This is a genomic window from Streptosporangium sp. NPDC004631 (assembly GCF_053601935.1).
Genome location: NZ_JBSGCR010000024.1, coordinates 34,942 through 57,219 on the forward strand (window position 1 = coordinate 34,942; position 22,278 = coordinate 57,219).

Consider the following 22,278-nt stretch of genomic DNA (forward strand, 5'->3'; position numbering starts at 1 on the left):
TGTCTACTTTGTAGGTTCCGGGGTTGCGGTGCCGGTCGGTTGAGGGGGCTGCTTGTCTTTCCCGTCGGGTTTCTGCGCGGGCGCCTTCAGTTCGGCGATCTTCTTCAGACCGGCGTCGACGCTCAGGACGGGGATGCCGTCGCGGACCTGCCCCTGCTGGAACGCGCCAAGGTCCGAGACCGACTCCGTGGTGCTCCGGGCGACGTTGAAGAGCTCGAAGGGACCGAGATTGGTTTTCACGCCCTGGAAAACCACTATCTCATCACCTTTCGCCCCCACAAAATATTGATCTTCGAGCCACTGATTCCCGAAATACCACCCTAGGCCGCCACCGACGAGGACGACGCCCCCCACGGAGATCAGAAGCGGCCACAGTCGGCGGCGTCTGGCCGGCCGCCCTGTGGCCCTGGCGACCGGCCCCTGGAGTTCGTCGTCCGCGATGACGGGTTGCGGCATGGTGACCGCGCCCGCGTGCCCCGCCGGGGCGCCCGGTGCCTGGGAGACCGTCCGCGTCGACCCCGCGGCGCCCACCACGGCCGCCTCGAAGGGGAGGGCGGCCGTCTCGTCCACCTCCAGGACGTCGGCGAGCACGCAGGTGATGTTGTCGGGGCCGCCGCCCTGGTTGGCCAGATCGATGAGCGTGCGGACCACGGCCTCGGGGTCGTCGATCGTGGAGAGCGTCTGGTGCATCGCCTCGGCGGTGACCACCCCCGACAGCCCGTCGGAGCAGAGCAGGTAGCGGTCGCCTATCTGCGCCTCGCGTAGGGACAGGTCGGGCTCGACCTCGCCGCTGCCGTCGAGCGCCCGCAGCAGGATCGACCGCTGCGGGTGGGTGGCGGCCTCCTCCTGGGTGATCCGGCCGTCGTCCACCAGGGACTGCACGAGGGTGTGGTCGTGGGTGATCTGGTAGAGCTCCCCGGCGCGCAGCAGGTACGCGCGCGAGTCGCCGACGTGGACCAGCGCGACCCTCGTCCCGGACCAGAGCATGGCGGTCAGGGTGGTGCCCATGCCCTTGAGGCTGGGGTCGCGCCCCACCATCTGGTGCAGGCGGCGGTTGGCGTCGCGGACCGCGGCCTCGATGGCGCCGAGCAGGTCGGCTCCCGCTGTGTCCTCGTCGAGTGAGGACATCGCGGCGATGGCGACCGAGCTGGCCACCTCGCCGTGTGCGTGACCGCCCATGCCGTCCGCGACGGCGAGCAGGCGGCCGCTGGCGTACGCCGAGTCCTCGTTGCCTTCGCGGAGGAGGCCGACGTCGGAGCGGGCGGCGTAACGGAGTGCGATGGTCATTTGCGCAATTCGATGACGGTCTTGCCGATGCGGATCGGAACACCGATCGGCACCGGCGTCGGACGGGTGACTTTAGAGCGGTCGAGGTATGTTCCGTTGGTAGAACCGAGATCTTCCACGATCCACTGACCGTCCTGGGGGAAGAGCCGGGCGTGCCGGCTGGATGCGTAGTCGTCGCTGACCACCAGCGTGGCGTCGGTCGCCCGGCCGATGGTGATGGGCGTCTCCGAGAGGGTAATGGTGGTGCCTTGCAGGGGGCCACCCGTGACGACCATCTGCCGGGGCTCCCCCTTTCTGGATTTGGCCGCGGGTTTGACGGGCTTGGGGCCTTTACGGGCGGGGACGGCCGGGGCGGTACGGGATCCGAACAAGTCTGTCCGGATCACGCCGACCGCGGCAATCACGAAGAACCACAGCACCGCTAGGAACGCCAGGCGGATCAGCAGTAGCGTGAGCTCGGACATGGACCGTTTGTTTACCTTTAATCGCGCCGGAAAACCAGAGTCGTCCGCCCCAGCGTCACACGAGTGCCGTTCTGGAGCTCGACCTGGCGGACCGGCTGGCCGTTGACGAAGGTGCCGTTCGTGGAGCCGAGGTCGACGAGCATGACCTGTGGACCCTCCACCCGCAGCTCGGCGTGGTGCCGGGAGACTCCCGGGTCGACCAGCCGTAGATCACAGTCGGTGCCCCTGCCGAGCAGCGTCACCGGTGTGGTCAGGTCGTAGGACCGCTGCCCCTGCGGGTCGTCCTGGGTCGAGACCAGCAGCCGTGGACGGCCTCCGAAGGCGTGTGGCTTGGCCGTCGGCACGTCGCTCACCGGCTGGCGGATCTCGTCCTGCTCGACCGTCGCCCCGCGGATCACGCCGGAGCGGATCCTGAAGAGGCCGACCGCCAGGTCCTCCGCGATCTCAAAGCGCACCCGCACCGGTCCCACGAAGGAGTAGCCCTGTTCCTTGGCGTACTCCCTGGCGAGGTTGGCCAGCTCATGGCCGATGCTGTCCGCGTAGACCGTGAGGCGGTCGTTGTCCGTCATGGACAGCTCGACCACGAAGTCGTTCGGCACGAGCGTGCGCCCCTGCGCGACGATCGCCGCCCTCTCGTCCATCTCCCGCTGAACCGCGCTGGCCACCTCGACCGGCTGAAGGTCGGATTTGAACGCCCGCGCAAAGGCCCCCTCAACCAGACCTTCGAGCCTTCGCTCGAAGCGCTGAAGGACTCCCACCGGGTCCCTCCCTTCTTCAGTCTGTGTAGGTCACGGCCGCTTGGGGCTTGCTCCTCGCTCTCTCGCACCCAGCTACTCCGCTCCGCGTCTAGGAGGATCGTATCCGGGTTCGTGGGCATCGGCTGATCCGTGCTAATCTTTCGAGCGCACCCAACAAGGGCGGGTGGCGGAACGGCAGACGCGCACGGTTCAGGTCCGTGTGTCCGAAAGGACGTGAGGGTTCAAATCCCTCCTCGCCCACTCACAGTGAGCCCTGGTCGCGCGTAGGCGCACCGGGGCTCTGTCGTTTCCCCGAAAATTTCGGATAATCCGGACGCCGCGGGGGCCGCGCGGGGGTTCCGGCGCGGCGTGGCCGATCATCGGTCACGCTGGGCGTCCGCTCCGCCGTGGACCGGTCTCGGCCGCCGCGTCCCGGCTTCCCCGCCGGTGCGGTGGATCTCCGGGTTCGGGGTCTCACGTGCGCGATCGGTTCCCGGACGCCTGCCCGGCGGGCGGGCTCCCGGCCGCCGGTTACGCTGACAGAGAAACCGGGGCGGGAGGGGGGGCTCCCCTCCCGCCCCGCGTGTTTCATCCGTCTAGCGTTTAGCGAGGGCCCGGACGTCCAGCAGCTCGCCGAGCAGGTCGGTGAGACTCACCATGCCGACCACCGTGCCGATCACCTCACCGTCACCCCCCTCACCCCCGGGGCTCCCGGCGATGTCACCATCGTCGCCGTCGGTGACGAGACCCACGTGGGCGTGGGCGTCCTGCAGGACGGAGACGGCCTCGGGGATCGTGGTGTCCTTCCGCAGCCGGGGCAGCGGACGGGCCAGCTCCGCCGGGCTCGCCCCCGGCCGGACCAGCGCGTCCCTGACGTGCAGCACGCCCAGGACGTCGCTCGGCCTGCCCGAGTTGACCAGCAGGCGCAGGTGCCCGCTGTCGGCGGCGGCCCTGCGCACCTGGGCCTCGCTGGCGTTCCCTGTCACGCAGGTGACCTGCCCGATGGGCAGCATCAGCCGCTCGACCGGCTGCTGGTGCACCCGCAGCGCCCGGGTGAGCAGGTCGTGCTCGTCGCGGTCGAGCAGGCCCATCCGGCCCGACTCCCCGACCAGCATGGCCAGCTGGACCGGGGTCCTGGTGGTCGCCAGCTCGTCCCTGGGGTGCACGCCGAACAGCCCCAGCACCGCGTTGGTCAGGCCGTTGAGCGTGGCCAGCACCGGCCGGACCACCCAGGTGAAGCCGCGGAACGGCAGGGCCAGGCACATCGCCGCGATCTCCGGGTGGGTGAGCGCCCAGGACTTGGGAGCCATCTCGCCGACCACCATGTGCAGGAAGGTGACCAGCGCGAGCGCGATCACCAGCGAGACGGGGACCCGCAGCGACTCGGGCGCGCCGACCGCCGCGAAGACCGGCTCCAGCAGGTGCTCGATGGCCGGTTCGGTCACCATGCCCAGGCCGAGGGAGCAGAGCGTGATGCCGAGCTGAGCCCCGGCCAGCATCAGGGACAGCTCCCTGCCGCCGCGTACCGCGGCGCGGGCGGCGATCCGGGTCAGCCGCCCGCCCCGGCCCGCCAGATCCTCCAGGCGGTGCCTGCGGGCCGAGATGACCGCGAACTCGGCGGCGACGAAGAAGGCGTTGCAGATCAGCAGGGCCACGCCCAGCAACAGGGCTCCGGTCGTGCTCATCGTCCGTTCACCACGCTCCGCGCGGTCATCGCCGACTCCTTCTCCTCGTCCGGGCTCTCCTGGCCGGTCGCGGGAAGTGCCAGCCGTACCCACTCGGGGACCCTGCGGTGCACCGACAGCACGGTCAGCACCGCGTCCGCCCTGTCCTCGCCGTCGTTTTCGAGAGGATCGGTCTCCAGGGTCAGCGTGACGGCGACCCGGTCGTCCGGCTCGGCCATCCTGCCGAGGGTGGCGAGGACCAGGCCGGCGACGGTGTCGTAGTCGTCGCTCTCGGGGAGCGACAGCTTCGTGGCACGCTCTACCTCGTCGAGCCTGAGCGTGCCGGGCAGGTCCCAGGTGCCGTCGTCGTTGGCGACGACCCCGGCGGGCTCCGGGTCGTTCTCGTCGATCAGCTCACCGACGAGTTCCTCCGCGAGGTCCTCGATGGTGACCACGCCGGCGAGGCCGCCGTACTCGTCGATGACGCACGCCAGGTCGTCGTGGGCGGCGCGCATCCGCTCCAGCACGACCGGCAGCGGCAGCGAGTCGGGCACCAGCAGCGCCGGGCGGGTGATCTGCTCCAGCGGGCCGTCGGTCAGGCCGGACCTGAGCAGCTCCCGCACGCCGGTGACGCCGACCACGTCCTCGCCGTTGTCGTCGCAGAGCACCGGGTAGCGGGAGTGGCCGTGCTCGCGGACGGCGCCGAGCAGGTCGGAGATCGGGCGCTCGGCGCGGAGCAGCACCACGCGGGGGCGCGGCACCATGACATCCTCGGCGGTACGGTCGCCGAACTCCAGCGCGCGCTCCAGCAGCTCCGACAGCCTCGGGGGCAGGTCGCCGGCCGTGGCCGAGTCGGAGATGATCCGGGACAGCTCCTCGGGGCTCGCGCCGTGCTCGACCTCCTCCACCGGCTCGACGCCCACCCGGCGCAGCAGTCCGGTGGCCGCCGAGTCGAACAGGCGGATGATCGGACCCGCGACCTTGAGGTAGAGGATGGTCGAGCGGGACAGGAACTTGGCCACCGGTTCCGGGCGGGCGATGCCCAGGTTCTTGGGGGCGAGCTCGCCCAGGACCATCTGGATGACCGTGGCGATCGCGACGGCCAGTGCCACCGCGATGCCCGGCACCGCCGCTCCGGGTACTCCGGCCGACTCCAGCAGGGGGCGGATCACCGTGGCGATGGCGGGCTCGGAGATGAAGCCGACCAGCAGGGCGGTGACGGTGATGCCGAGTTGCGCGCCCGACAGCATGAACGACAGACGCCCCGTCACCTCCAGCACCCGTACGGCCGCCGCGTCACCGGCGTCGGCCTGCTCACGCAGCACACCCCGGTCGGCGGCCACGAAGGCGAACTCCTGGGCGACGAAATAGCCGGTGGCGAGAGTGAGGAGAAGTACGGCCAGCAGGCCGAGAGCCGTGTTCACCGGGCGGCTCTCCCGGTCGGGTCAGTGGCTCCCGTGCGTTCGCACGGGCAGGTACTCCACGGGTCCGGAGTGGACACGATCATCCTTTCGGGCAGAGGTCGTCCTCTACCGTAACGATCCACGTGGGGGTCGATGTTTCCAGAACGGCCGACCGCCCCAATATTGGTTGGTACGCACCTATCTGTGTACTTTTCCCGGGGAAAACCTGGCGGACACCTCTACGGGCGACGGAACCACGACGTAGCGTCGATAATGACGGTCTCATTGTGCGTTCGAGAGGTGGCGGGGATACGACGTGGGTGACTGGACGGAAGACGACGATCGCACCCGCGCGCTGCGGTCGCCCACCCCGGGACCCGTCCCGTCGCGTGCGGCCGGACAGCCCGCCCACCCCGCGCGGGGCCGCGAGCGGCCCGCCGACGAACCGCTCGCCGGGGAGCGGCCGGGTGAGGCGCGTCCCCGGGGGAGCTCGCGGGTCTACGGCAAGCCCAGGGAGGGGTCCCGCCCCGTCAAGCCGCTGCCCGGTTCGGCCACCCGGCCCGCCGGATCCCCCGGGGGGCCGTCCGGTCCCTCGGGCGGCCCCCCGGGAAACAGAGGAGGGTTCCGGATGCCGAGCTGGCGGCCGAAGCGGCCCGGCCGGCTGGCGGTGCGGATCCTCATCGGGCTGCTGATCGTCCTGCTGGTGCTCGCCGTCGGCGGATACTTCGTGATCAACTCACGGATGAAACGGATCGACGCGCTCGGCGACTACGAGGGCCGCCCCGCCGACACCCCGGGCACGAACTGGCTGCTGGTCGGCTCCGACAGCCGGGCCGGTCTGACCAAGGCGCAGCGCAGGAAGTTCGCCACCGGCCAGGCCGTCGGCCGCAGGACCGACACGATGATGCTGCTGCACATCCCCGACAGCGGCGGCCGGCCGACCCTGGTCAGCCTCCCGCGCGACTCCTACGTGCCGATCGACGGCCACGGCCGCGGCAAGCTGAACGCCGCCTACGCCTTCCAGGACGGCGGTCCCAAGCTGCTCGCCAAGACGGTGGAGAAGGTCACCGGGCTCCGGATCGACCACTACATGGAGATCGGCTTCGGCGGCTTCGTGGGCATCGTGGACGCCATCGGCGGTGTCGAGATCGACGTCAAGCAGGACATCAAGGATCGTAAGGCCGGTATCAATCTGAAGAAGGGCAAGCAGGTGCTGGACGGCGGTACGGCCCTCGGCTACGTCCGCACCCGTGCCACCGGCGCCATCCCCGACTTCGAGCGGACCCAGCGCCAGCGCCAGTTCTTCTCGGCCGTGGTGAAGAAGGCCGCCAGCCCGGGGGTTCTGATCAACCCCTTCCGCTCCGTCCCGCTCGCCCTGAGCGCCACCGACTCGGTGGCGGTCGGCGAGGAGAGCGGCGCCCTCAACCTGCTCTCCCTCGGTCTGGCCATGGGGGACAACCCGGTGACCACCGTCGTCCCGGTCGGCTCCCTGCCGACCATCAACGGCGAGGCCGTCGTGCAGTGGGACCGTGCCAAGGCCCTGCGCATGTTCGAGGCCCTGGCCCAGGACAGACCGGTCCCCCCGGACGTCCTCGGCAAGTAGCCGCCCCAGCCGTCCCACAGCCCGGGGGGAGGGTCCGACGCCGCCGAGTCCGGCGACCTGGCCACCGGGCCGTCCCACGACCCGGGGGGAGGGGGCCGGCCCGGCCCGCGCGCCGCCCGAGGCGCTCCCCGTCCCGCCGTGCGCGAGGAGGGACCGATGGCGGCGCGCCTCGCTCCCCGTCCCGCCGTGGGCGGGGAGGGGGCTCAGCCGGACGAGATGCTGCCCGCGACGGCTCCGGCCATCACCGCGGTCATGACGGCGGCGTTGACGGCGGCGATCGCCTTGGCGACGGCCTCACCGGCCCATTCGCCCTCGGTGATCTCCTTGATGCGCTCCTTGCTCGCCCCGGGAAACGCCTTGCGGTCGATCTTGGCCGCGTGCAGGACGGCGATCAGCACGGCGACCCGCTCGTCGGGCTCGGCCCCCGACAGCACGCTCTGGACGCGCTCGCGGATGCCCTGCTCGACGCTCGGATCGCGCTCCGGGTAGCGGGTGCTGGGGAAGACGCCGAGGATCTTGCGCTGCTCCTCGCCGAGCACCCCCCGGCCGGCCAGCCCGGACAGCAGGCGCTTGCGGAGCTTGGACGAGTGGAGCCGCTGCACCCACCAGTCGGGCTTGCGCTTCTTGGGATCCGCGGCGATCCGGGCGAGCGTGGCGTCCAGTTCCTCGTCTCCGAGGGGTGTGGGATCCAGGACGGTGACCTTCTTGTCGGCCAGGTCGATCCTGCCGTTGATGGCCAGCTCGGCCAGGAGGGAGCCGCCGAGCGCGGCGTCCAGCTCGGACGAACCGACCAGTTGCCTGCCCTCGACCTCGCTGTAGGCGAGCAGCAGGACTTCCTCGGCGATGATGGTCGTCATCGCTCGACCCTATGTCGTGAGCGCTCGCGCGGCGCTCACCCCGTGGGGCCGGGATGTCCCCGGTCCCCGGACTATCACCGTCCGGTGCGGGCGCCCCGGGTGACACGGGCGCCCTGGCGTGACACGGGTGCTCCGGCGCGGCGGGCGCGGGTACTCGGGTAGGTCGGTGAGGCGCGGCCACCGTGGGCCTTGAGAGAATGGTCTGTCATGAGCGTCTCCAAGGAACTCCACGCCATCGGCCGCCCCCTCGTCGACGTCCAGCTGGCCCATCCGACGGTGGCGGGCATCGCGAGGGGAGACCTGCCGGAGCCGGTGTTCCGGTCATGGCTGGAGCAGGACTACCTGTTCCTGCTGGACTACGTGCGGGTCTTCTCCCGGCTGGCCTGGCAGGCCCCCGACGGCCATTTGGGTGATCTGGTCGACCTGGCCCACGCCACCTTTCACGAGGAGCTGAACCTGCACCGCTCGCTGTCGGCCGAGTTCGGCGCCGACCTGGGCGGGGTGAGGAAGGGGCCGGCCTGCGCGGCCTACACCTCGTTCCTGCTCGACTCGGCGGCCGACTACGCCGACGGTCTGGCCGCGCTCTACCCCTGTATGTGGGGCTATTCCACCCTCGGCCGGGTTCTCGCCGAGAACCCCCCGGCTGAGCCGCGCTACCGGGCCTGGGTCGACACCTACGCCGCCCCGGGGTTCGCCGAGCTGACCGAGCGCATCGCCGTGATGATCGACGAGGCCGCCCCCGACCCCGCCCGGGCCGCCAAGCTGTTCAGTGAGGGAATGGCCCACGAGATCGCCTTCTGGGACGTGCCCTGACCCGGTCCTGCCCGGCTCCCCGGCTCTGCCGGGTCCCCGCTCTCCCCCGACCCCGCGGGACCCGACCCCGCGGGACTCGACTCCGCCGAGCCCCAGCCCCAGCCGGCCGGGGTTCCGCCTACTGAGCCCACGGCGGCAGGATGGTCCGGCCGTCGAGGGTCGCCTTGATCCCGGCCGAGGTGCACACGGTGCCCTCGGCCCGCTCGGTCCGGGAGTCGTTGCGGAGCGAGAACGGGGTGTCCGGCGCGACGATCAGCGCGTCTCCCGCCCCGGCCACGTGCTCCACGCCGCCGAGGGTGCCCACGATCCGCCCGGACCGGACGACGAACACCTCCTCGCGATCCACGATGTGCTCCTTGCCCGCCGCGCCGGGGGCCATGTCGAACGACCAGACGGCCAGTTGCGAGGAGCCTCGCGAGGGCACGGCGAGTGAGCGCATGGTGATGCCGTCCATCTCGAAGGCCGGGGCGCCGGCCAGATCCGCGGTGGTCATGAACCCTCCAAATGGTAAATCTGATTGACTGTCCACCAAAAGGTAAACCATGTTGTCTTTATCGTCAACGGGGAGGCCGGGGAGGCGTGCGGACGGTTCCGGACCGGTGGCCGCTTGTGGACGGGGCGGGGGCGATCGGGCCGCTCCGTGCGCCGCCCACCGGCGGACTTGGAAGAATGGGGCCATGACTGTTCCTGAGGTGGAAGTACACGCGGTGCCTGAAGGCGCGTTCCTGCTCGACGTGCGCGAGGACGGCGAGTGGCGGGCCGGGCACGCGCCCGAGGCCGTCCACATTCCGCTCGGCGAGTTGCAGGCCCGGGTCGCCGAGGTTCCCAAGGACGCGCCGGTCTACGTGGTCTGCCGCAGCGGGGGCCGTTCGGCGAACGCCGCCGCCTGGCTCAACCACGTCGGCCGGGACGCGATCAACGTCGGCGGCGGCATGCGGTCGTGGCATTTCGCGGGCCGGCCCATGGTGGGCGAAAACGGCCGGGACCCCTTCGTCGCCTGAGGGATATCTCGTCACATGGGCAACGTCTTGCCAAAAAAGGAATAAGTGACATAATCCTGACGAATTGTCTACCGCGGGAGCTCGGGCGGAACCGGGCTGAGAGGGCGGAACCACGTGGAGGGCCGACAGGGCCTCGCTCGTGACGCGCCGCCGACCGCATGAACCTGTCCGGGTAATGCCGGCGTAGGGAGCGCGTCATGACGCCCGACGTCATCGATTCCAAGCATGCCGAGGCCCCCCTCACCCTCGACCAGGCCCCGCCGAAGACCCTGGGCATGCTCGACCAGGGCGCGTTCTGGGCCAACCTGGGGGTCAGCCTCCTCGGGTTCTCCTTCGCGCTCTTCCTGATCAACCCATTGGGCGACGACAATCCGCTCACCCTCACCGCGGCGCTGGTCGCCGCCCTCGTCGGCAGCCTCGTCGGCACCGCGATGGTCGGCCTCGCCGCGGTGCCCGGAGTGCAGACCGGCCGGCCCGCGATGGTGCTGCTCCGCGGGCTGTTCGGCGCGAGACTCTCCTACGTCCCGACCGTGCTCAACATCATCCAGATGATCGGCTGGGGCGCGTTCGAGCTCTGGGTCATCGCGATGGGCGCACAGGCGATCTTCGGACGGTCCGTCCCCTACGCGGTCTGGGCGATCGCGGCCGGGGTGCTGACGACCGCGCTCACCATCTACCCGCTGGGGGTCATCAGGCTGCTCCGGCGGTTCGTCACGGCCGGCGTGATCGTGTCGATGGCCTGGTTCGCGGTGGTCTTCCTGCGCGACACCCCCGTCCAGACCGGTGGCTCCTGGGACGCCTTCGCCCCGGCCGTGGACTTCGTGATCGCCCTGTCGGTCTCCTGGGTGCCGGTCGCGGCGGACTACGCCAGGCACTCGCGTTCCAGCCGTGCGGCCTTCACCGGCATCGTCGGCGGCTACACCGTCGCCCAGGTGGCCTGCCTGGCCGTGGGCGTCTACGCGGTGGCGCTCGCCGGTCACGGCGCGGTGCAGAGCCAGCCGACCGCGGTGTTCGCGCCGTTCGTCGCGGCTCCGCTCGGCGCGCTGTTCTTCGGCATCCTCGTGCTGCGCGAGACCGACCAGTCGTTCGCGAACGTCTACTCCACGGCGATGTCGCTGCAGAACCTCATGCCGAGGGTGGACCGCCGCGTCTTCTCCGTGGCCATCGGCGTGCTGACCACGGGCGTCGCCCTCGTCGTGGACGTGAACTCCTACGGCGCCTTCCTCAGCATCATCGGCGCTGTGTTCGTGCCGATGCTCGGCGTGCTGGCCGTCGACTACTTCCTGCTCGGCCGCGGCAGGAACTGGGACACCTCCCAGAACGCCCCCTCCCGCTGGCTCATGGTGATCCCGTGGGCGCTCGGCTTCGCCACCTGGTGGCTGCTCGCCGCCCCCTCCCAGGTGGCCTGGTGGGCGGCGATCTGGAACGGTGTCAGGCAGGCCGTGCGCTTCACCCCGCAGCCGTGGATGAGCGCGGCCGTGGGCGCCTTCCTCGTCGCCGGCCTGGTCACGCTCGTCCTGGGGGCGTTCCGCCGCCGGTAGCCCCGGGCAGGGCGGCCGGGCGCCGGCCCGGTCACCGGGTGCCGGGGGAGGAGCCCCCGGTGGCTCCCTCGACCCGCAGCAGCCGCTCCTTGGCGGTCGCGCCTCCCGCGTAACCGCCGAGGACGGCCTCGCTCTCCACCACCCGGTGGCAGGGCACGATCACACAGACAGGGTTGCTGCCCAGCGCGTTGCCGACCGCCCGCAGCGCCCTCGGCCTGCCGATCCGCTCGGCGATCTCGCGGTAGGTGGTCACCGTCCCGTACGGCACCGCCAGCATCATCTGCAGCACGGTCCTGGCGAACGAGGTCGCCATCTGCAGGTCGACCGTGGTGGTGAAGGCGCGGAGCCTGCCGGAGAAGTAGGCGTCCAGTTCCCGGCGGACCGGGTCGAGCCGCCGGGGGTCCGGCCCGATGAACGAGCCGATCTCCCTGCTGACCCGCTCGAACACGATGTTCTCGTCCTCGTAGCTGCAGGCCACCACGCCCCGGTGCGTCACCGCGAGGACCAGCCGTCCCACCGGTCCTTCGAGCGTGCCGAAGGCGATGTCGGGATGGGTTTTCCCTATGTAGGTGGGCGAGGTCACCCGTAGCAGTGCGTCGAGGTCGCCGGATGACATGGCCCCACCCTTCCGTGTCCAGGCGTGTGGTGACCGCAGCGTATCGGACGGATCCCTCAGGTGAGTGTCAGCACATGCGGACGAAGTGCCAAGATCAGGCCGGTTGACACGGCACTATGGGTGTGTGGGTGACGACAGAGCCGATGGTGACGAGGGCATCGCCCGTGCGGTCGTCGCCGGTGCGCCCAACGCGATGGTCGTCTTCGACCGTGATCAGGCGGTGCTGGTGTGGAACCCCGCGGCCGAACGCCTCTTCGGCTGGTCGGCCGACGAGCTGCTCGGCCGTCGCGCCCCGGTGATTCCCGAGGAGCTGACGGCCGAGCACAACGCGGTCCTGGAACGTGTCCGCACCGGCGGCCGGGTCTCGCTGCGGACCAAGCGGTTCCGCAGGGACGGCAGCCTGCTCGACGTGCGGGTGGACACCGGCGCGCTGCGCTCGGAGGCCGGGGTGCTGCTCGGCTACGTCAGCGTCTATCACCTGGTCCAGGACGACGAGTCCGCCCAGGACCGGGTCGTCCGGCGGGCGCGGCTCGTCCGCAGGCTCACCGACGTGGTCGCCGACATCAACGCCGCGCGGGAGCTGCCCGCCGTGCTCGACCGGATCGCGGCCAGCCTCACCGAGCTGACCGGGGCCGACGCGGGCGGTTTCGTGCTCATCGAGGGGGACCGGCTCCGGCTCGTGGCCAGTCATCGGCTTCCCGAGTCGCTGCGCGACTCCACCGGCGACATGCGTACCAGCCTGGTCGGCAAGCTGCTGCGCACCGGCAGGACCGTGATGCTGGAGACCGGCAACCAGGCCCGGCTGGACGAGCTGGTCTGGTCACAGCTTCCCGGCCTGCACACCATCGCGCTCGGCCTCGCCGCGGTGGGCGGGCGGCCGTACGGCGCGCTGTACGCCCTGTTCGCCAAGCACAAGGCCGGTCACGTGGAGCTCGAACTGCTCGAACTCCTCGCCGGCCACGCCGGGATCGCCGTGGGCAACGCCATGGCCTACCAGGAGGCCGTACGGCAGCGCGCCCACGAGCGGGCGGTGTTCGACGCCAGCGCGGACGGCATCGCGGTCCTCGACGACCAGGGCCGGGTCATCCAGTGGAACCCGTCGGCCACCGAGCTGACCGGGTTCACCGCGACCGAGATGATCGGCGGGCCGCCGCCGTTCCAGCTGCCGGAGCCGGGTGACAAGCTCACCCTTCAGCTTCCCTCCGGCGCCTGGCTGGACGTGCTCTGCGCCGAGATCGTGGAGACCGGTGAGATCGTGGTGGACTTCCGCGACGTCACCCGGGCCAAGGAGCTGGAGGAGGCCAAGGACCTCTTCCTGGCCACCACCAGTCATGAGCTGCGCACCCCGATCACCGTGGTCCGGGGGTTCGCCGGCACGCTCGACGCGCGCTGGGACAACATGACCGACACCGAGCGCCGCTCGGCCGTGCACATCATCGCCGAGCGGGCGCGCTCTCTCGGCCAGCTCATGGACAACCTGCTGCTGGGCTCGCACGCGGGGGCGGGGGAGCTCACCCTCAAGATCGAGGGTCTTGACCTCGGCGAGCTGCTCCGGGCCGCCACGCTGGGTCTGCACGATCTATCTGATTTGCACACAGTTGAGGTGAAAGTAGCCCAAAACCTACCCCCGGTCTCCGGGGACGCTCTGGCCACCGATATCGTGCTGGGCCAGTTGCTGGAGAACGCGTTCAAATATTCACCGGACGGTGGCCTGATCAAGGTCGAGGCGTGGCCGGAAGGTGACTGGGTGGTGGTGGTCGTGGACGACGAGGGTGTGGGCATAGCTCCGGCGAGCCGGGAGCGTATCTTCGAGCGCTTCGTCCAGGTCGACAGCGGCGACCGCCGCCGGTTCGGCGGTGTCGGTCTCGGGCTGTACATCGTGCGCAGCCTGGTCCGCGCCCAGGGTGGGGAGGTGTCGGCGCACCCCCGTCCTGGAGGCGGCACCCGGATGCGATTGCTCCTGCGTATTGCCGACACGCCGGGGGCTCTTACCTGACCGACACGCCGAACCGGTAACGAGCCGGTAACGGATGAGCTGATCTATTGTCGAATGTACACAAGCTGTAATCGACGTTCGGTTTCTAAGGCTATCTAACGGGGCATTTCGGTCGTACTGGGGTGTGTTCCTCAGGGGGAACAGGGATACGGGGAGGTGAGTGCGTCGAGCGTCGTGTTGTTGCCGTATGCACCGTCCAGCGTCGCTGTCGCACGCCAACGCCTCTGCTCTGACCTGCAGGAATGGGGTGTCTACGAGACCGCCATAGACGACGCGGTTCTCGTGGTGAGCGAACTGCTGAGCAACGCGCTCCGGCATGCGCATCCGTTGCCGTCCGGTCAGATCAGAGTGGCGTGGCGGTGGACCGACGAGCACGTCGAGGTTGCGGTGAGTGACGGTGGCGCCGCCACCGAACCGCGCGCCGGACGGCCCACGCTCTCCTCACTGGGAGGCCGGGGGCTCGGCATCGTCGAGTATCTGGCCACCAGTTGGGGTGTCAAGCACGAGGGGGAGATCACCACGGTCTGGGCGGTGGTCACCGCCCTCGGCACGGTGAGTGACGGTCACGTCTCCATCCCCGAGCCCGCCCTGCGGGAGTGCGGATAGCCGGTTCCGACGCGGAGTGCGACGACCGCGCGCCTCCGCCTCACCCGGCTCCGCCTCCCCGGGGAGACAGGCTCCGCCCCGCCTCACCCGAGCCGGGTGAGGCGGGGCGAGCTGCCTCCTACTTCCGCCCCACCGCTACGACGGCGAAGCGACGGCGGTCTCTCGCCGCATGTCGGCGTGTCACACGATCTGGATGGCGACGACCTTCGGAGGGCGGTTCGGGAAGGTGATGTCGTGCCAGCGATCGATCCTCACCGAGTCGCCGTTGGCGTCGTAGTAGATCAGGTCGTTGTTGCCCGTGGAGATCCGGTCGACCCACCATCCGCCGAAGTCGGTCTTTCCGCCGTTGGCGTAGCAGTCGACGCTCTGGCGGCCGTTGAGGTGCGACCAGATCTTCAGGAAGTTCTCGCCGCCCACGCATTGGACGTGGTCGATGGCGAAGGCGGGGCCGGCCGGGATGGTGACGGTGAAGGCGGCGGTCGCGGCGAGTGCCACGGCCATGGAACGGATGTTCTTCTTGCTCTTCGAGATCACAGACTCTCCTCCTGCGGAGACCGGCGCGCACGGCCCCGGCCCTGTTGGTGACGTCGCGTCCTGACGGAACGGTGCTTCGCCGGGCCGGCGGACGGCCGACTGCGCACCGGAGCGGTCCCTCGCGGCCGCGTCTTTCCGTGACGCGATTGGATGGGTCCGGTGACTCAAAGTAATATCACTCTTTGTTCGGCCAACGCTCCGGACACGAACCGCCGGGCCGGAGCATCACCCGATCGTGGCGCTCACGCGCGGCCAACGAGCCGTGTGTCCCCCGATATGGCCGTGTGTCCCGATATGAAGGACTACTCAATCGGCGTCAAGCCGCTCGGCGGCGAACCCGATCACCTCCGCCGGAACCCTCAGCGGAGCATCCGCCGGGAACGTCCCCGGCATCCGGGCCGCGCCCCACCGCGCCGCCCACCCCGGCTCCGTCGCCGCCCGCCGTCGCCGAACAGCCGGACGGAGAGCGTCTGGAGGGCGAGCACCGTGCTCACTTGGCGAACTTGCCCGCGATCGTGACCGCGGCGACGACCACGAAGGCCACGATCGCCAGCACGAACAGGAACTTGAAGAGCCCGAACAGCGCGGGCAGCACGAGCCCGAAAACCACGTAGAGCGCGAGGATGACGCCCAGTACTGCCATCACGATACGACCCATGCAGCCACCGTACGTCGGGCGGCGGTCCGATGAGAACCGGCACGATAACGATCTATCCCCTACTGAAGGGGCAAAGGTGCGGAAACCGGTCCGTTCCGGGCTTACCGTGGAGGCCATGAGCGCGCGGATTCTGCTGGTCGAGGACGATCCGACGGTGGCCGAGGTCGTGGCCGGTTATCTGGAGCGCGACGGTCACCTGGTGGAATGCGTCCGAGACGGCGCCGGCGCGCTCAGCAGCGCGCTGGCCGGCCCGCCCGATCTGCTGGTGCTCGACCTGATGCTGCCGGAGACGGACGGGCTCCAGATCTGCCGGAGGCTTCGGGAACACGGGCCGATTCCGGTGATCATGCTGACCACCCTGGGCGAGGAGATCGACCGGGTCGCCGGTCTGGAGGTCGGCGCCGACGACTACGTCGTCAAACCGTTCAGCCCCCGCGAACTGGCCCTGCGGGTGCAGTCCGTGCTGCGGCGCGCGCGGGGCGTCTCGGTGCCGACCGGCGCCGGCGTGCTCAGAGACGGTGACCTGACGGTCGACGTCGGCGCCCACCGGGTACGGCTCGCCGAGACCGAGATCACGCTGACCGCCCGCGAGTTCGACCTGCTGACCCACCTGATGGACAACCCCCGCCAGGCTTTCAGCCGCTCAGCCCTGCTGGAACAGGTCTGGGGCTGGTCCTTCGGCGACTCCTCCACGGTGACCGTCCACGTCCGCCGGCTCCGGGAGAAGATCGAGCCCGATCCGGCCGTCCCCCGGCGCATCGTCACGGTGTGGGGTGTCGGCTACCGCTACGAGCCCCTGGACTGATCGACGCCGTCGACGGTCAGGAACCGCGGGGCAGGGTCCGCAGGGCCGGGATCTCGCTCTCCGGCCGGGCCTGAGCGGTGGGCTCCGGCCCGGCCGGGGCGGTGAGTTCGGACCGGGCCGGGGCGTCGATGGGCGCCCCGGCCGCCTCCGCGCCCCCGTCGTCTCCGCCGTCCCGGTGATCCCCGTGGTCGGGCTCGACGTGCTGGCAGGAGGCCGGGGCCCTCGGCGCGCCGAAGGACTCGACCATGGTGCGGAAGGTCGGGCACGGCCACCGCCACATGCAGCTGCGGCAGCGCAGGATAGGGCGGGCCGCGTCGCTGGTGATGCCGCCCGCGTCGCGGGGCTGGTGCAGGTCGAGGAGCCTGATCCCGAGTGCGGCGAAGCCGAGCAGCTCCTCCCGCGCGCCTTCGAGGAAGTCGAGGTCCTCGCTCGCCAGCCGGGTTCTGATCGGGACATACCCCTCGTGGTTCACCAGGCCGCGCAGAGAGTTGGCCGCGTCCTGCCACGACGTGGCCTTCTCGGTGCGAGTGATCATGGACTCCAGGTGCTCCCGGAGCCGCTGCCGCTGGGGATCCTCAGGAAGATCGGTGTTCATCGGTGCGTTCGGGCCCGTTTCTACTCAACGGCCGCCACTGTCGTAGCGCAGGGACGGTCGGGAGAGTCCGGGTCTCCCCCCTTTCCGGCCAAGCCGGTGTTGCTCAGAGTCAAGTTTCGCGCACTCAGGGTTTCCATGAGACCCAAACGGGGGACAAAGGCCCGACGACTCGGGTTAGGCGAGAGAGCGTGACCAGTGGCCTTCGCGCCGCTAGTGTGCCCGCTGTGGAGCTAAAAGTCTCAACTCGATCTCATGTCGGGCACACCGTCATGACCATCGTCGGCGAAATCGACCTGTACACCGCTCCTGGCCTGCAGGCCGAGTTCACTCGCCTGCTTCAGGAGAGCCCGACCACCTATGTGGTCATCGACATGTCCGGGGTGGAGTTCTGCGACTCCACCGGTATGAACGTGCTGCTCTCGGCGCTCAAGCGCCTGCGAGAGCGTGGCGGCACCCTGGAGCTGGCGGCCCCCCGGCCGGCCGTACGCAAGATTCTCCAGGTCACCGGTCTCGACTCGGTGTTCACCGTGCACGACGCGGTGCCCGAGAAGCTGCTGACGGCCAAGCCGCAAGTATGACCGGGACAGCGGTGATCATCCCGGCCAAGGACGAGGCGGATCGGATCGGCGCCACCGTGACCGCGGCCCTGGCGCTCTCCGGCGTGGACCTCGTCGTGGTCGTGGACGACGGCTCGACCGACCAGACCGGCCGGGTGGCCAAGGCCGCCGGGGCGCGGGTCGTACGGCACAGCCGGAACCGGGGCAAGGCCGCCGCCATGGAGAGCGGTGCGGAGGCCGTCCGCCTGCTCGACGACGAGACGGCCAGGCACCTGCTCTTCCTGGACGCGGACCTGGGGGAGACCGCGCGCGCGGCGGAACCCCTGATCAAGCCGGTCGTGGCGGGCGAGGTGGACATGACGGTCGCCGTGTTCGTCACCCGGGTGAAGCTGGGCGGTCACGGGTTTGTGGTGAAGCTGGCCCGCCAGGGCATCGAGCGTGCCACCGGCTGGACGCCCACCCAGCCGCTCAACGGCCAGCGCTGCCTGACCAGGGCCGCCTTTGAGGCGGCGCGGCCCCTGGCCCACGGCTTCGGTGTGGAGACGGCCCTCACGATCGACCTGCTCCGCAGGGGGTTTCGCGTGCGGGAGGTCGAGGTGGAGATGGCTCACCGGGCCACCGGCACCGACTGGAGGGCCCAGCTCCACCGGGCCAGGCAGTTCCGCGACGTCGCCAGGGCGCTGCTGGCCCGCAGGTAGGCCCGGCGCGTTCCGGTCCACCGGGCTCTGCCCCGTCGGTCCACCGGGCTCTCGTCGCGTTCCGGCGGACGGTCGCGTGACTTCTCCGGCGTCCGTCACCGGGCCGTGTCCCGCCGTCCCGGGCACCTGGCCGGATGTGCTGGAATTTGCGGGTGACTCGGGAATCGTCGGTTGTCGGTGGTAGGCGGGTTCCCGGGCGTGACACGCCGCGGTGGTTCGACGTCGCCGGGTTCGCCGCCATCGGGCTCTCCGTCGGGCTGACGGTCCTGATCGGACTGCTGGGGCCCTCGGCCATGGTGCCGGGACCGCCCGGCCCGTCCTGGCAGCCGCCCTACTCGCTGGGCGCGCGCCCCGGCGCCCATCTGGTGATCGCCATGGCCGCGGCCGCGATCGTGCTGGGCGCGGCGGGGCTGGCCGCGGCCCTGCGGTCCCGGTGGAGGCCGGACCCGCGACTGCTGCTCGCGGCCGGTTGCGCGACGGCTGCGGTGCTCGCCCTCCTGCCGCCCTCGGGCTCGGCGGACCACCTGAACTACGCCGCCTACGGCCGTCTGGTCACGCTCGGTCATGACCCCTACGCCGTCACGCCCGCGGCGCTGCCCGGTGATCCCGTGGTCGGCGCCGTGGAGGAGTGGGCCGGTGTGACCAGCGTCTACGGCCCGGTGGCGACCGCCGTACAGGCGCTGGCGAGCCTGGCCGGAGGTGACTCGGCCAGGCTGACGGTCTTCGTGATGGCGCTGGTCAACGCCGCGGCGTTCATCGGGACCGCGCTGCTGCTGCACCGGTTCACCAGGGGGGACGCGGACCTGCGGGGGCGGGCGGCGCTGCTCTGGGCGGTCAACCCGCTGATGATCTACCACCTGGCCGCCGGGATGCACGTGGACACCTTGGCCGTCGCGTGCATGGTCGCGGCGCTCGTGGCCCGAGGTGCCGCATCGGGGTTGCTGCTCGGGGTGGGGATCGGGGTGAAGCTCAACGCCGGGCTCGTCGCGCTCGGCCCGGCGTGGGAGCTGCGCCGCTCGCCGGGCAGGCTCGCCGTGGTGGCGGGGACCGCGACCGCCACCGCGCTGGTGATCTACGGCCTGGCCGGGCCGCACGTCCTCGACCAGGTCTCCGCGGCCAGTAAGAAGGTCTCGTTCGGCACGCCCTGGCACCTGGTCAAGGTCGGGCTCCAGGAGACGCTCGGGCCCGGCGCCTACTCGGCCTGGATCCAGGCGGGCTCCCTGCTCCTCATGGTCGTCCTGGCCTGGCTGATGCTCAGGATCCTGCCGGAGGACACGGCCCCGGCGGTCGCCGGGACGATCGTGGTCGCCTGGCTGTTCGCCGCGCCGTACGCGCTGCCCTGGTACGACGGGCTGGCCTTCGCGCTGCTGGCCATGGCCTCCTGGCCGGCGCTGGAGGGCTTCATGGTGGCCAGGGTGGCGATCCTGTCCATGGGCTACCTTCCGGCCAGGGAGGCGCTCCGCCCGGAGGACCTGCTCTGGATGAAGACCGTCGTCAGGGAGCGGGTGGTGCCGTGGTCCCTGCTGGCGCTGACGCTCGGGCTGCTCTGCTGGGCGGTGAGAGCCGGAGCGCGCGCACGCACGCGGACAGCGTCAGGGGCACCGCGACCGTGAGCGCCATCGCCGGGATCGCGATGCCGGAGTCGTTCATCAGGAAGCCGATCAGCGCGCAGGTCAGCGTGCCGATCAGCCCGGCGCGCAGCGGCGGGGCGAGCGTGTAGGCCCGGTCGAGCGCGGATGCGCCCCATCGGGACGGGCGGTCGAGCACCAGGAAGAGGAAGGCCAGCGCGACCAGCGAGAGCAGGGTCAGCGACCAGTTCCCGACGGTGACGCCGACCATCGCCCCGAACTTGCGGGAGATCACCGTCCAGGCCTCGCCGTCCAGCACCTGCTGGACGAACGAGCCCAGGTGGGTGCGCTGGGCGGCCGGTTTGAGCCAGTCGGTCACCGCGATCGCCCCGATCAGCAGGACGCCGGCGAGGCCGACCAGGCCGAGCCTGACGGGTGAGACCCGGCCGCCGGAGAGCAGGATCCAGAAGACGGCCAGCCCGACGAGGAACGCCGGGACCCCGCCGAAGTCGGCGCCCCACGCGGGCCAGCCGTCGGCGAACACCGCGAGCCCGCCGTACAGCACGCAGACCGTGAGCGCGAGCCCGCGCCGTCCCCGGGAGATCAGCCACTGGGCGATCCCGGCCAGGGCCAGGATCGTCCCGGCCGAGTAGACGGCGAAGGCGATGTTGCTGAAGCCGTAGAAACGTCCGCCGGTGACGGGCTCGTAGCCGGTGACCGCGTTCACCTGGAGCGTGGAGCCGGTCATCACGTCGACCAGCAGGGCCAGTGAGGTGATCCCGGCCACCACGGTCAGCGGGCCGAGGACGTGTGTCCGCCAGGGGCCGGCGAAGGCGAGGGCGGCGACCGCGCAGGCGATGCCGAGGATGATCCCGACCACCGCGACCATCGGCGCGGGCAGCGTCCACCACGGCACGAGCTGTGCCAGGAACGTGGCGACCGCGATCGCCCCGCTCACCACGGCGACCCCCCTGGCGGCCTTCAGCGCCCGCTCACCGCCCCAGCCCCGCCGGATCGCGACGGCGGCCAGAAGGTAGAACAGGAGCTGCACGGTCACGAAGACCGTGAAGAACGGCCCCTGCACCCTGCGTAGTACCTGGCTGGCCAGATCCTTGCCGGCCAGGTCGCGCACCACGTCGGCGGTCGGCCTCCCGTCCGGTCCGGCGCTCAGCCACGGGTGGCCGACGACGCTCCTGGGCGTGTCCAGGCCGAGCAGGCCGAGCGCGGTGGCGGTCAGGTCGGTGTTGGTGACCAGCCCGTCCTGCCGGGTGGAGACGGTGGTCAGATAGCCGTGCGGGTACGGCACGCCGTCGGGAGACGGGCCGGACGCGATCGCCACGTGCAGGTGGGCCGAGGAGGTGCTGTCGGACAGCCCGCCGAGCAGGACCGTGGTCTCCGGCGGGAGCCGGTCGAGCAGCGCGCCCACCCGCCGGTCGGCGGTCGCCACCGCCTCCCGCCTGGCCGGTCCGGTCGCCGCGGTCTCGTCTGTGGCGGGTCCGTCCGGGGTGGCCTTCTGCCCGGCCGGGGCGCCGTTTCCCTCGGGGGCCGTCCCGGTCCACGCCTGGGTGAGGTCCGCGACCTCCGCCACGACCAGCCGGTACGGTGCCAGGTCGCCGAGCTCCTCGACACTCGCCGCATATTTACCGATTTTTCCGGACTTGTTGGCGGCGGCGAGTGCGGCTCCCGGCCCCGCCGCGGCCACCTTCCCCCCGGCGTCCGCCACGAGCTGCCCGAGCTGCCCGAGCACCGGCCTGTAAGAGGTCTGGACGGTGTTGAAGGTCACCAGCTCGGACCAGCCGGGCACGCTCGCCCCGCCGTCCGGCGCCGGCGTCGGCTGTGCCGACGGCGCGCAGCTCGATCCCGGGGCGCCCGCCCGCTGCCCGGCCGAGACGGTCAGCCAGCCCGCGGCCGGACAGGTGATGCCCCGATCCGGCAGCGGCACCGCCCGGGTGGACATCGACGCGGCACCGCCCCGGTCCACGAGCCTCCACAGGTTCGGCGTCCGCGCACGGTCCAGGTCGCTCCACTCCAGCCCGGGCACCCCGACCACCACGACCCTGGCGGGAAGCGCCCTCACCGCCGACGCGCCGGCCGTACCGGCTCCGAAGAGCCCGGGGAACCCCGCCATCCCGGACAGCAGCAGGAGAACGGCGACCAGGACGGTGATCGGCACGGCGCGGCTTGGAGGCACCCGGCCGGCCCTGCCCCCGCCCCGTTCCGCGCCCCTGTCCGGGGCCGGTCCGGTGGCGTCCGATCGCTCACCTGTTCGGAGGCC

At 70.9% G+C, this 22,278-nt stretch carries 22 protein-coding genes and 1 tRNA gene; 11 read left to right on the forward strand and 12 right to left on the reverse strand.

Going from position 1 to position 22,278, the window contains the following annotated elements:
- Nucleotides 1–3 precede the first annotated feature (3 nt).
- The 3 genes from ACWEF2_RS22520 to ACWEF2_RS22530 are packed head-to-tail and all read right to left on the reverse strand — an operon-like array spanning nucleotide 4 to nucleotide 2,509.
- Entirely contained in the window at nucleotides 4–1,287 is a 1,284-nt protein-coding gene (locus tag ACWEF2_RS22520; protein ID WP_453818095.1) for a Stp1/IreP family PP2C-type Ser/Thr phosphatase, read from the reverse strand.
- On the reverse strand, nucleotides 1,284–1,751 hold the full coding sequence (locus ACWEF2_RS22525; RefSeq protein ID WP_355598844.1) for an FHA domain-containing protein FhaB/FipA: 468 nt from the start codon (nucleotides 1,749–1,751) through the stop codon (nucleotides 1,284–1,286). The genes ACWEF2_RS22520 and ACWEF2_RS22525 overlap by 4 nt, the downstream gene beginning before the upstream one ends.
- A gap of 17 nt (nucleotides 1,752–1,768) precedes the next feature.
- Nucleotides 1,769–2,509 (reverse strand): FhaA domain-containing protein, encoded by a 741-nt coding sequence (locus ACWEF2_RS22530; protein ID WP_453818097.1) that lies wholly within the window; start codon nucleotides 2,507–2,509, stop codon nucleotides 1,769–1,771.
- Nucleotides 2,510–2,666: 157 nt separating this feature from the next.
- Here ACWEF2_RS22530 and ACWEF2_RS22535 point away from each other — a divergent pair.
- A tRNA-Leu gene (locus ACWEF2_RS22535) sits at nucleotides 2,667–2,749 on the forward strand.
- A 335-nt stretch (nucleotides 2,750–3,084) separates the two neighbouring features.
- Here ACWEF2_RS22535 and ACWEF2_RS22540 read toward each other — a convergent pair.
- Nucleotides 3,085–4,173: a hemolysin family protein gene (locus tag ACWEF2_RS22540; RefSeq protein ID WP_453818099.1), complete on the reverse strand. Its 1,089-nt coding sequence runs from the start codon at nucleotides 4,171–4,173 to the stop codon at nucleotides 3,085–3,087.
- A complete protein-coding gene (locus ACWEF2_RS22545) occupies nucleotides 4,170–5,576 on the reverse strand; it encodes a hemolysin family protein (protein ID WP_453818101.1) in 1,407 nt (468 codons plus the stop codon). Before ACWEF2_RS22545 ends, ACWEF2_RS22540 begins: the two co-directional genes overlap by 4 nt.
- A gap of 295 nt (nucleotides 5,577–5,871) precedes the next feature.
- Between ACWEF2_RS22545 and ACWEF2_RS22550 the strand changes: the two genes are divergently transcribed.
- A complete protein-coding gene (locus ACWEF2_RS22550; RefSeq protein WP_453818103.1) occupies nucleotides 5,872–7,158 on the forward strand; it encodes an LCP family protein in 1,287 nt (428 codons plus the stop codon).
- 203 nt (nucleotides 7,159–7,361) lie between these two features.
- Here ACWEF2_RS22550 and ACWEF2_RS22555 read toward each other — a convergent pair whose 3' ends face one another.
- Nucleotides 7,362–8,015, reverse strand: coding sequence for a GOLPH3/VPS74 family protein (locus ACWEF2_RS22555; RefSeq protein WP_453818105.1), 654 nt, complete (start codon nucleotides 8,013–8,015; stop codon nucleotides 7,362–7,364).
- A 207-nt stretch (nucleotides 8,016–8,222) separates the two neighbouring features.
- On the opposite strand from ACWEF2_RS22555, the gene ACWEF2_RS22560 reads away from it, so the two are divergent.
- A complete protein-coding gene (locus tag ACWEF2_RS22560; protein ID WP_453818107.1) occupies nucleotides 8,223–8,828 on the forward strand; it encodes a TenA family protein in 606 nt (201 codons plus the stop codon).
- Between the two features lie 118 nt (nucleotides 8,829–8,946).
- On the opposite strand, the gene ACWEF2_RS22565 is transcribed toward ACWEF2_RS22560, so the two are convergent.
- Complete coding sequence (locus tag ACWEF2_RS22565) at nucleotides 8,947–9,321, reverse strand: cupin domain-containing protein (protein WP_453818109.1); 375 nt, start codon at nucleotides 9,319–9,321, stop codon at nucleotides 8,947–8,949.
- A 184-nt stretch (nucleotides 9,322–9,505) separates the two neighbouring features.
- Here ACWEF2_RS22565 and ACWEF2_RS22570 point away from each other — a divergent pair, with 184 nt between their 5' ends.
- Nucleotides 9,506–9,829, forward strand: a complete 324-nt coding sequence (locus ACWEF2_RS22570; protein ID WP_453818111.1) for a rhodanese-like domain-containing protein — start codon at nucleotides 9,506–9,508, stop codon at nucleotides 9,827–9,829.
- Nucleotides 9,830–10,026: 197 nt separating this feature from the next.
- Nucleotides 10,027–11,370 (forward strand): purine-cytosine permease family protein, encoded by a 1,344-nt coding sequence (locus ACWEF2_RS22575; RefSeq protein ID WP_453818112.1) that lies wholly within the window; start codon nucleotides 10,027–10,029, stop codon nucleotides 11,368–11,370.
- A 31-nt stretch (nucleotides 11,371–11,401) separates the two neighbouring features.
- On the opposite strand, the gene ACWEF2_RS22580 is transcribed toward ACWEF2_RS22575, so the two are convergent.
- Nucleotides 11,402–11,986: a methylated-DNA--[protein]-cysteine S-methyltransferase gene (locus ACWEF2_RS22580; RefSeq protein ID WP_453818114.1), complete on the reverse strand. Its 585-nt coding sequence runs from the start codon at nucleotides 11,984–11,986 to the stop codon at nucleotides 11,402–11,404.
- Nucleotides 11,987–12,110: 124 nt separating this feature from the next.
- Here ACWEF2_RS22580 and ACWEF2_RS22585 point away from each other — a divergent pair, with 124 nt between their 5' ends.
- Nucleotides 12,111–13,982, forward strand: a complete 1,872-nt coding sequence (locus tag ACWEF2_RS22585; RefSeq protein WP_453818116.1) for a PAS domain S-box protein — start codon at nucleotides 12,111–12,113, stop codon at nucleotides 13,980–13,982.
- Nucleotides 13,983–14,138: 156 nt separating this feature from the next.
- Nucleotides 14,139–14,588 carry an ATP-binding protein gene (locus ACWEF2_RS22590; protein WP_355598832.1) on the forward strand — a complete coding sequence of 150 codons (450 nt, stop codon included), beginning with the start codon at nucleotides 14,139–14,141 and terminating at the stop codon, nucleotides 14,586–14,588.
- A gap of 180 nt (nucleotides 14,589–14,768) precedes the next feature.
- Here ACWEF2_RS22590 and ACWEF2_RS22595 read toward each other — a convergent pair whose 3' ends face one another.
- Complete coding sequence (locus ACWEF2_RS22595; protein ID WP_453818119.1) at nucleotides 14,769–15,122, reverse strand: beta/gamma crystallin domain-containing protein; 354 nt, start codon at nucleotides 15,120–15,122, stop codon at nucleotides 14,769–14,771.
- A gap of 490 nt (nucleotides 15,123–15,612) precedes the next feature.
- Nucleotides 15,613–15,780: a hypothetical protein gene (locus ACWEF2_RS22600; protein WP_355598830.1), complete on the reverse strand. Its 168-nt coding sequence runs from the start codon at nucleotides 15,778–15,780 to the stop codon at nucleotides 15,613–15,615.
- 115 nt (nucleotides 15,781–15,895) lie between these two features.
- On the opposite strand from ACWEF2_RS22600, the gene ACWEF2_RS22605 reads away from it, so the two are divergent.
- Nucleotides 15,896–16,585, forward strand: coding sequence for a response regulator transcription factor (locus ACWEF2_RS22605; RefSeq protein WP_453818122.1), 690 nt, complete (start codon nucleotides 15,896–15,898; stop codon nucleotides 16,583–16,585).
- A gap of 16 nt (nucleotides 16,586–16,601) precedes the next feature.
- Here the strand turns inward: ACWEF2_RS22605 and ACWEF2_RS22610 are convergent, their stop codons facing one another.
- Nucleotides 16,602–17,180: a hypothetical protein gene (locus tag ACWEF2_RS22610; RefSeq protein ID WP_453818124.1), complete on the reverse strand. Its 579-nt coding sequence runs from the start codon at nucleotides 17,178–17,180 to the stop codon at nucleotides 16,602–16,604.
- 224 nt (nucleotides 17,181–17,404) lie between these two features.
- Between ACWEF2_RS22610 and ACWEF2_RS22615 the strand changes: the two genes are divergently transcribed.
- The 3 genes from ACWEF2_RS22615 to ACWEF2_RS22625 all read left to right on the forward strand — a co-directional run bounded on the left by ACWEF2_RS22615 (nucleotide 17,405) and on the right by ACWEF2_RS22625 (nucleotide 20,048).
- Complete coding sequence (locus ACWEF2_RS22615; protein WP_453818126.1) at nucleotides 17,405–17,758, forward strand: STAS domain-containing protein; 354 nt, start codon at nucleotides 17,405–17,407, stop codon at nucleotides 17,756–17,758.
- A complete protein-coding gene (locus ACWEF2_RS22620; RefSeq protein WP_453818128.1) occupies nucleotides 17,755–18,435 on the forward strand; it encodes a glycosyltransferase family 2 protein in 681 nt (226 codons plus the stop codon). The genes ACWEF2_RS22615 and ACWEF2_RS22620 overlap by 4 nt, the downstream gene beginning before the upstream one ends.
- Nucleotides 18,436–18,587: 152 nt before the next feature.
- Nucleotides 18,588–20,048, forward strand: a complete 1,461-nt coding sequence (locus ACWEF2_RS22625; protein ID WP_453818130.1) for a polyprenol phosphomannose-dependent alpha 1,6 mannosyltransferase MptB — start codon at nucleotides 18,588–18,590, stop codon at nucleotides 20,046–20,048.
- Here the strand turns inward: ACWEF2_RS22625 and ACWEF2_RS22630 are convergent.
- Nucleotides 19,930–22,194: a hypothetical protein gene (locus tag ACWEF2_RS22630; protein WP_453818132.1), complete on the reverse strand. Its 2,265-nt coding sequence runs from the start codon at nucleotides 22,192–22,194 to the stop codon at nucleotides 19,930–19,932. The two genes, ACWEF2_RS22625 and ACWEF2_RS22630, sit on opposite strands and share 119 nt — an antisense overlap.
- Nucleotides 22,195–22,278: the final 84 nt, after the last annotated feature.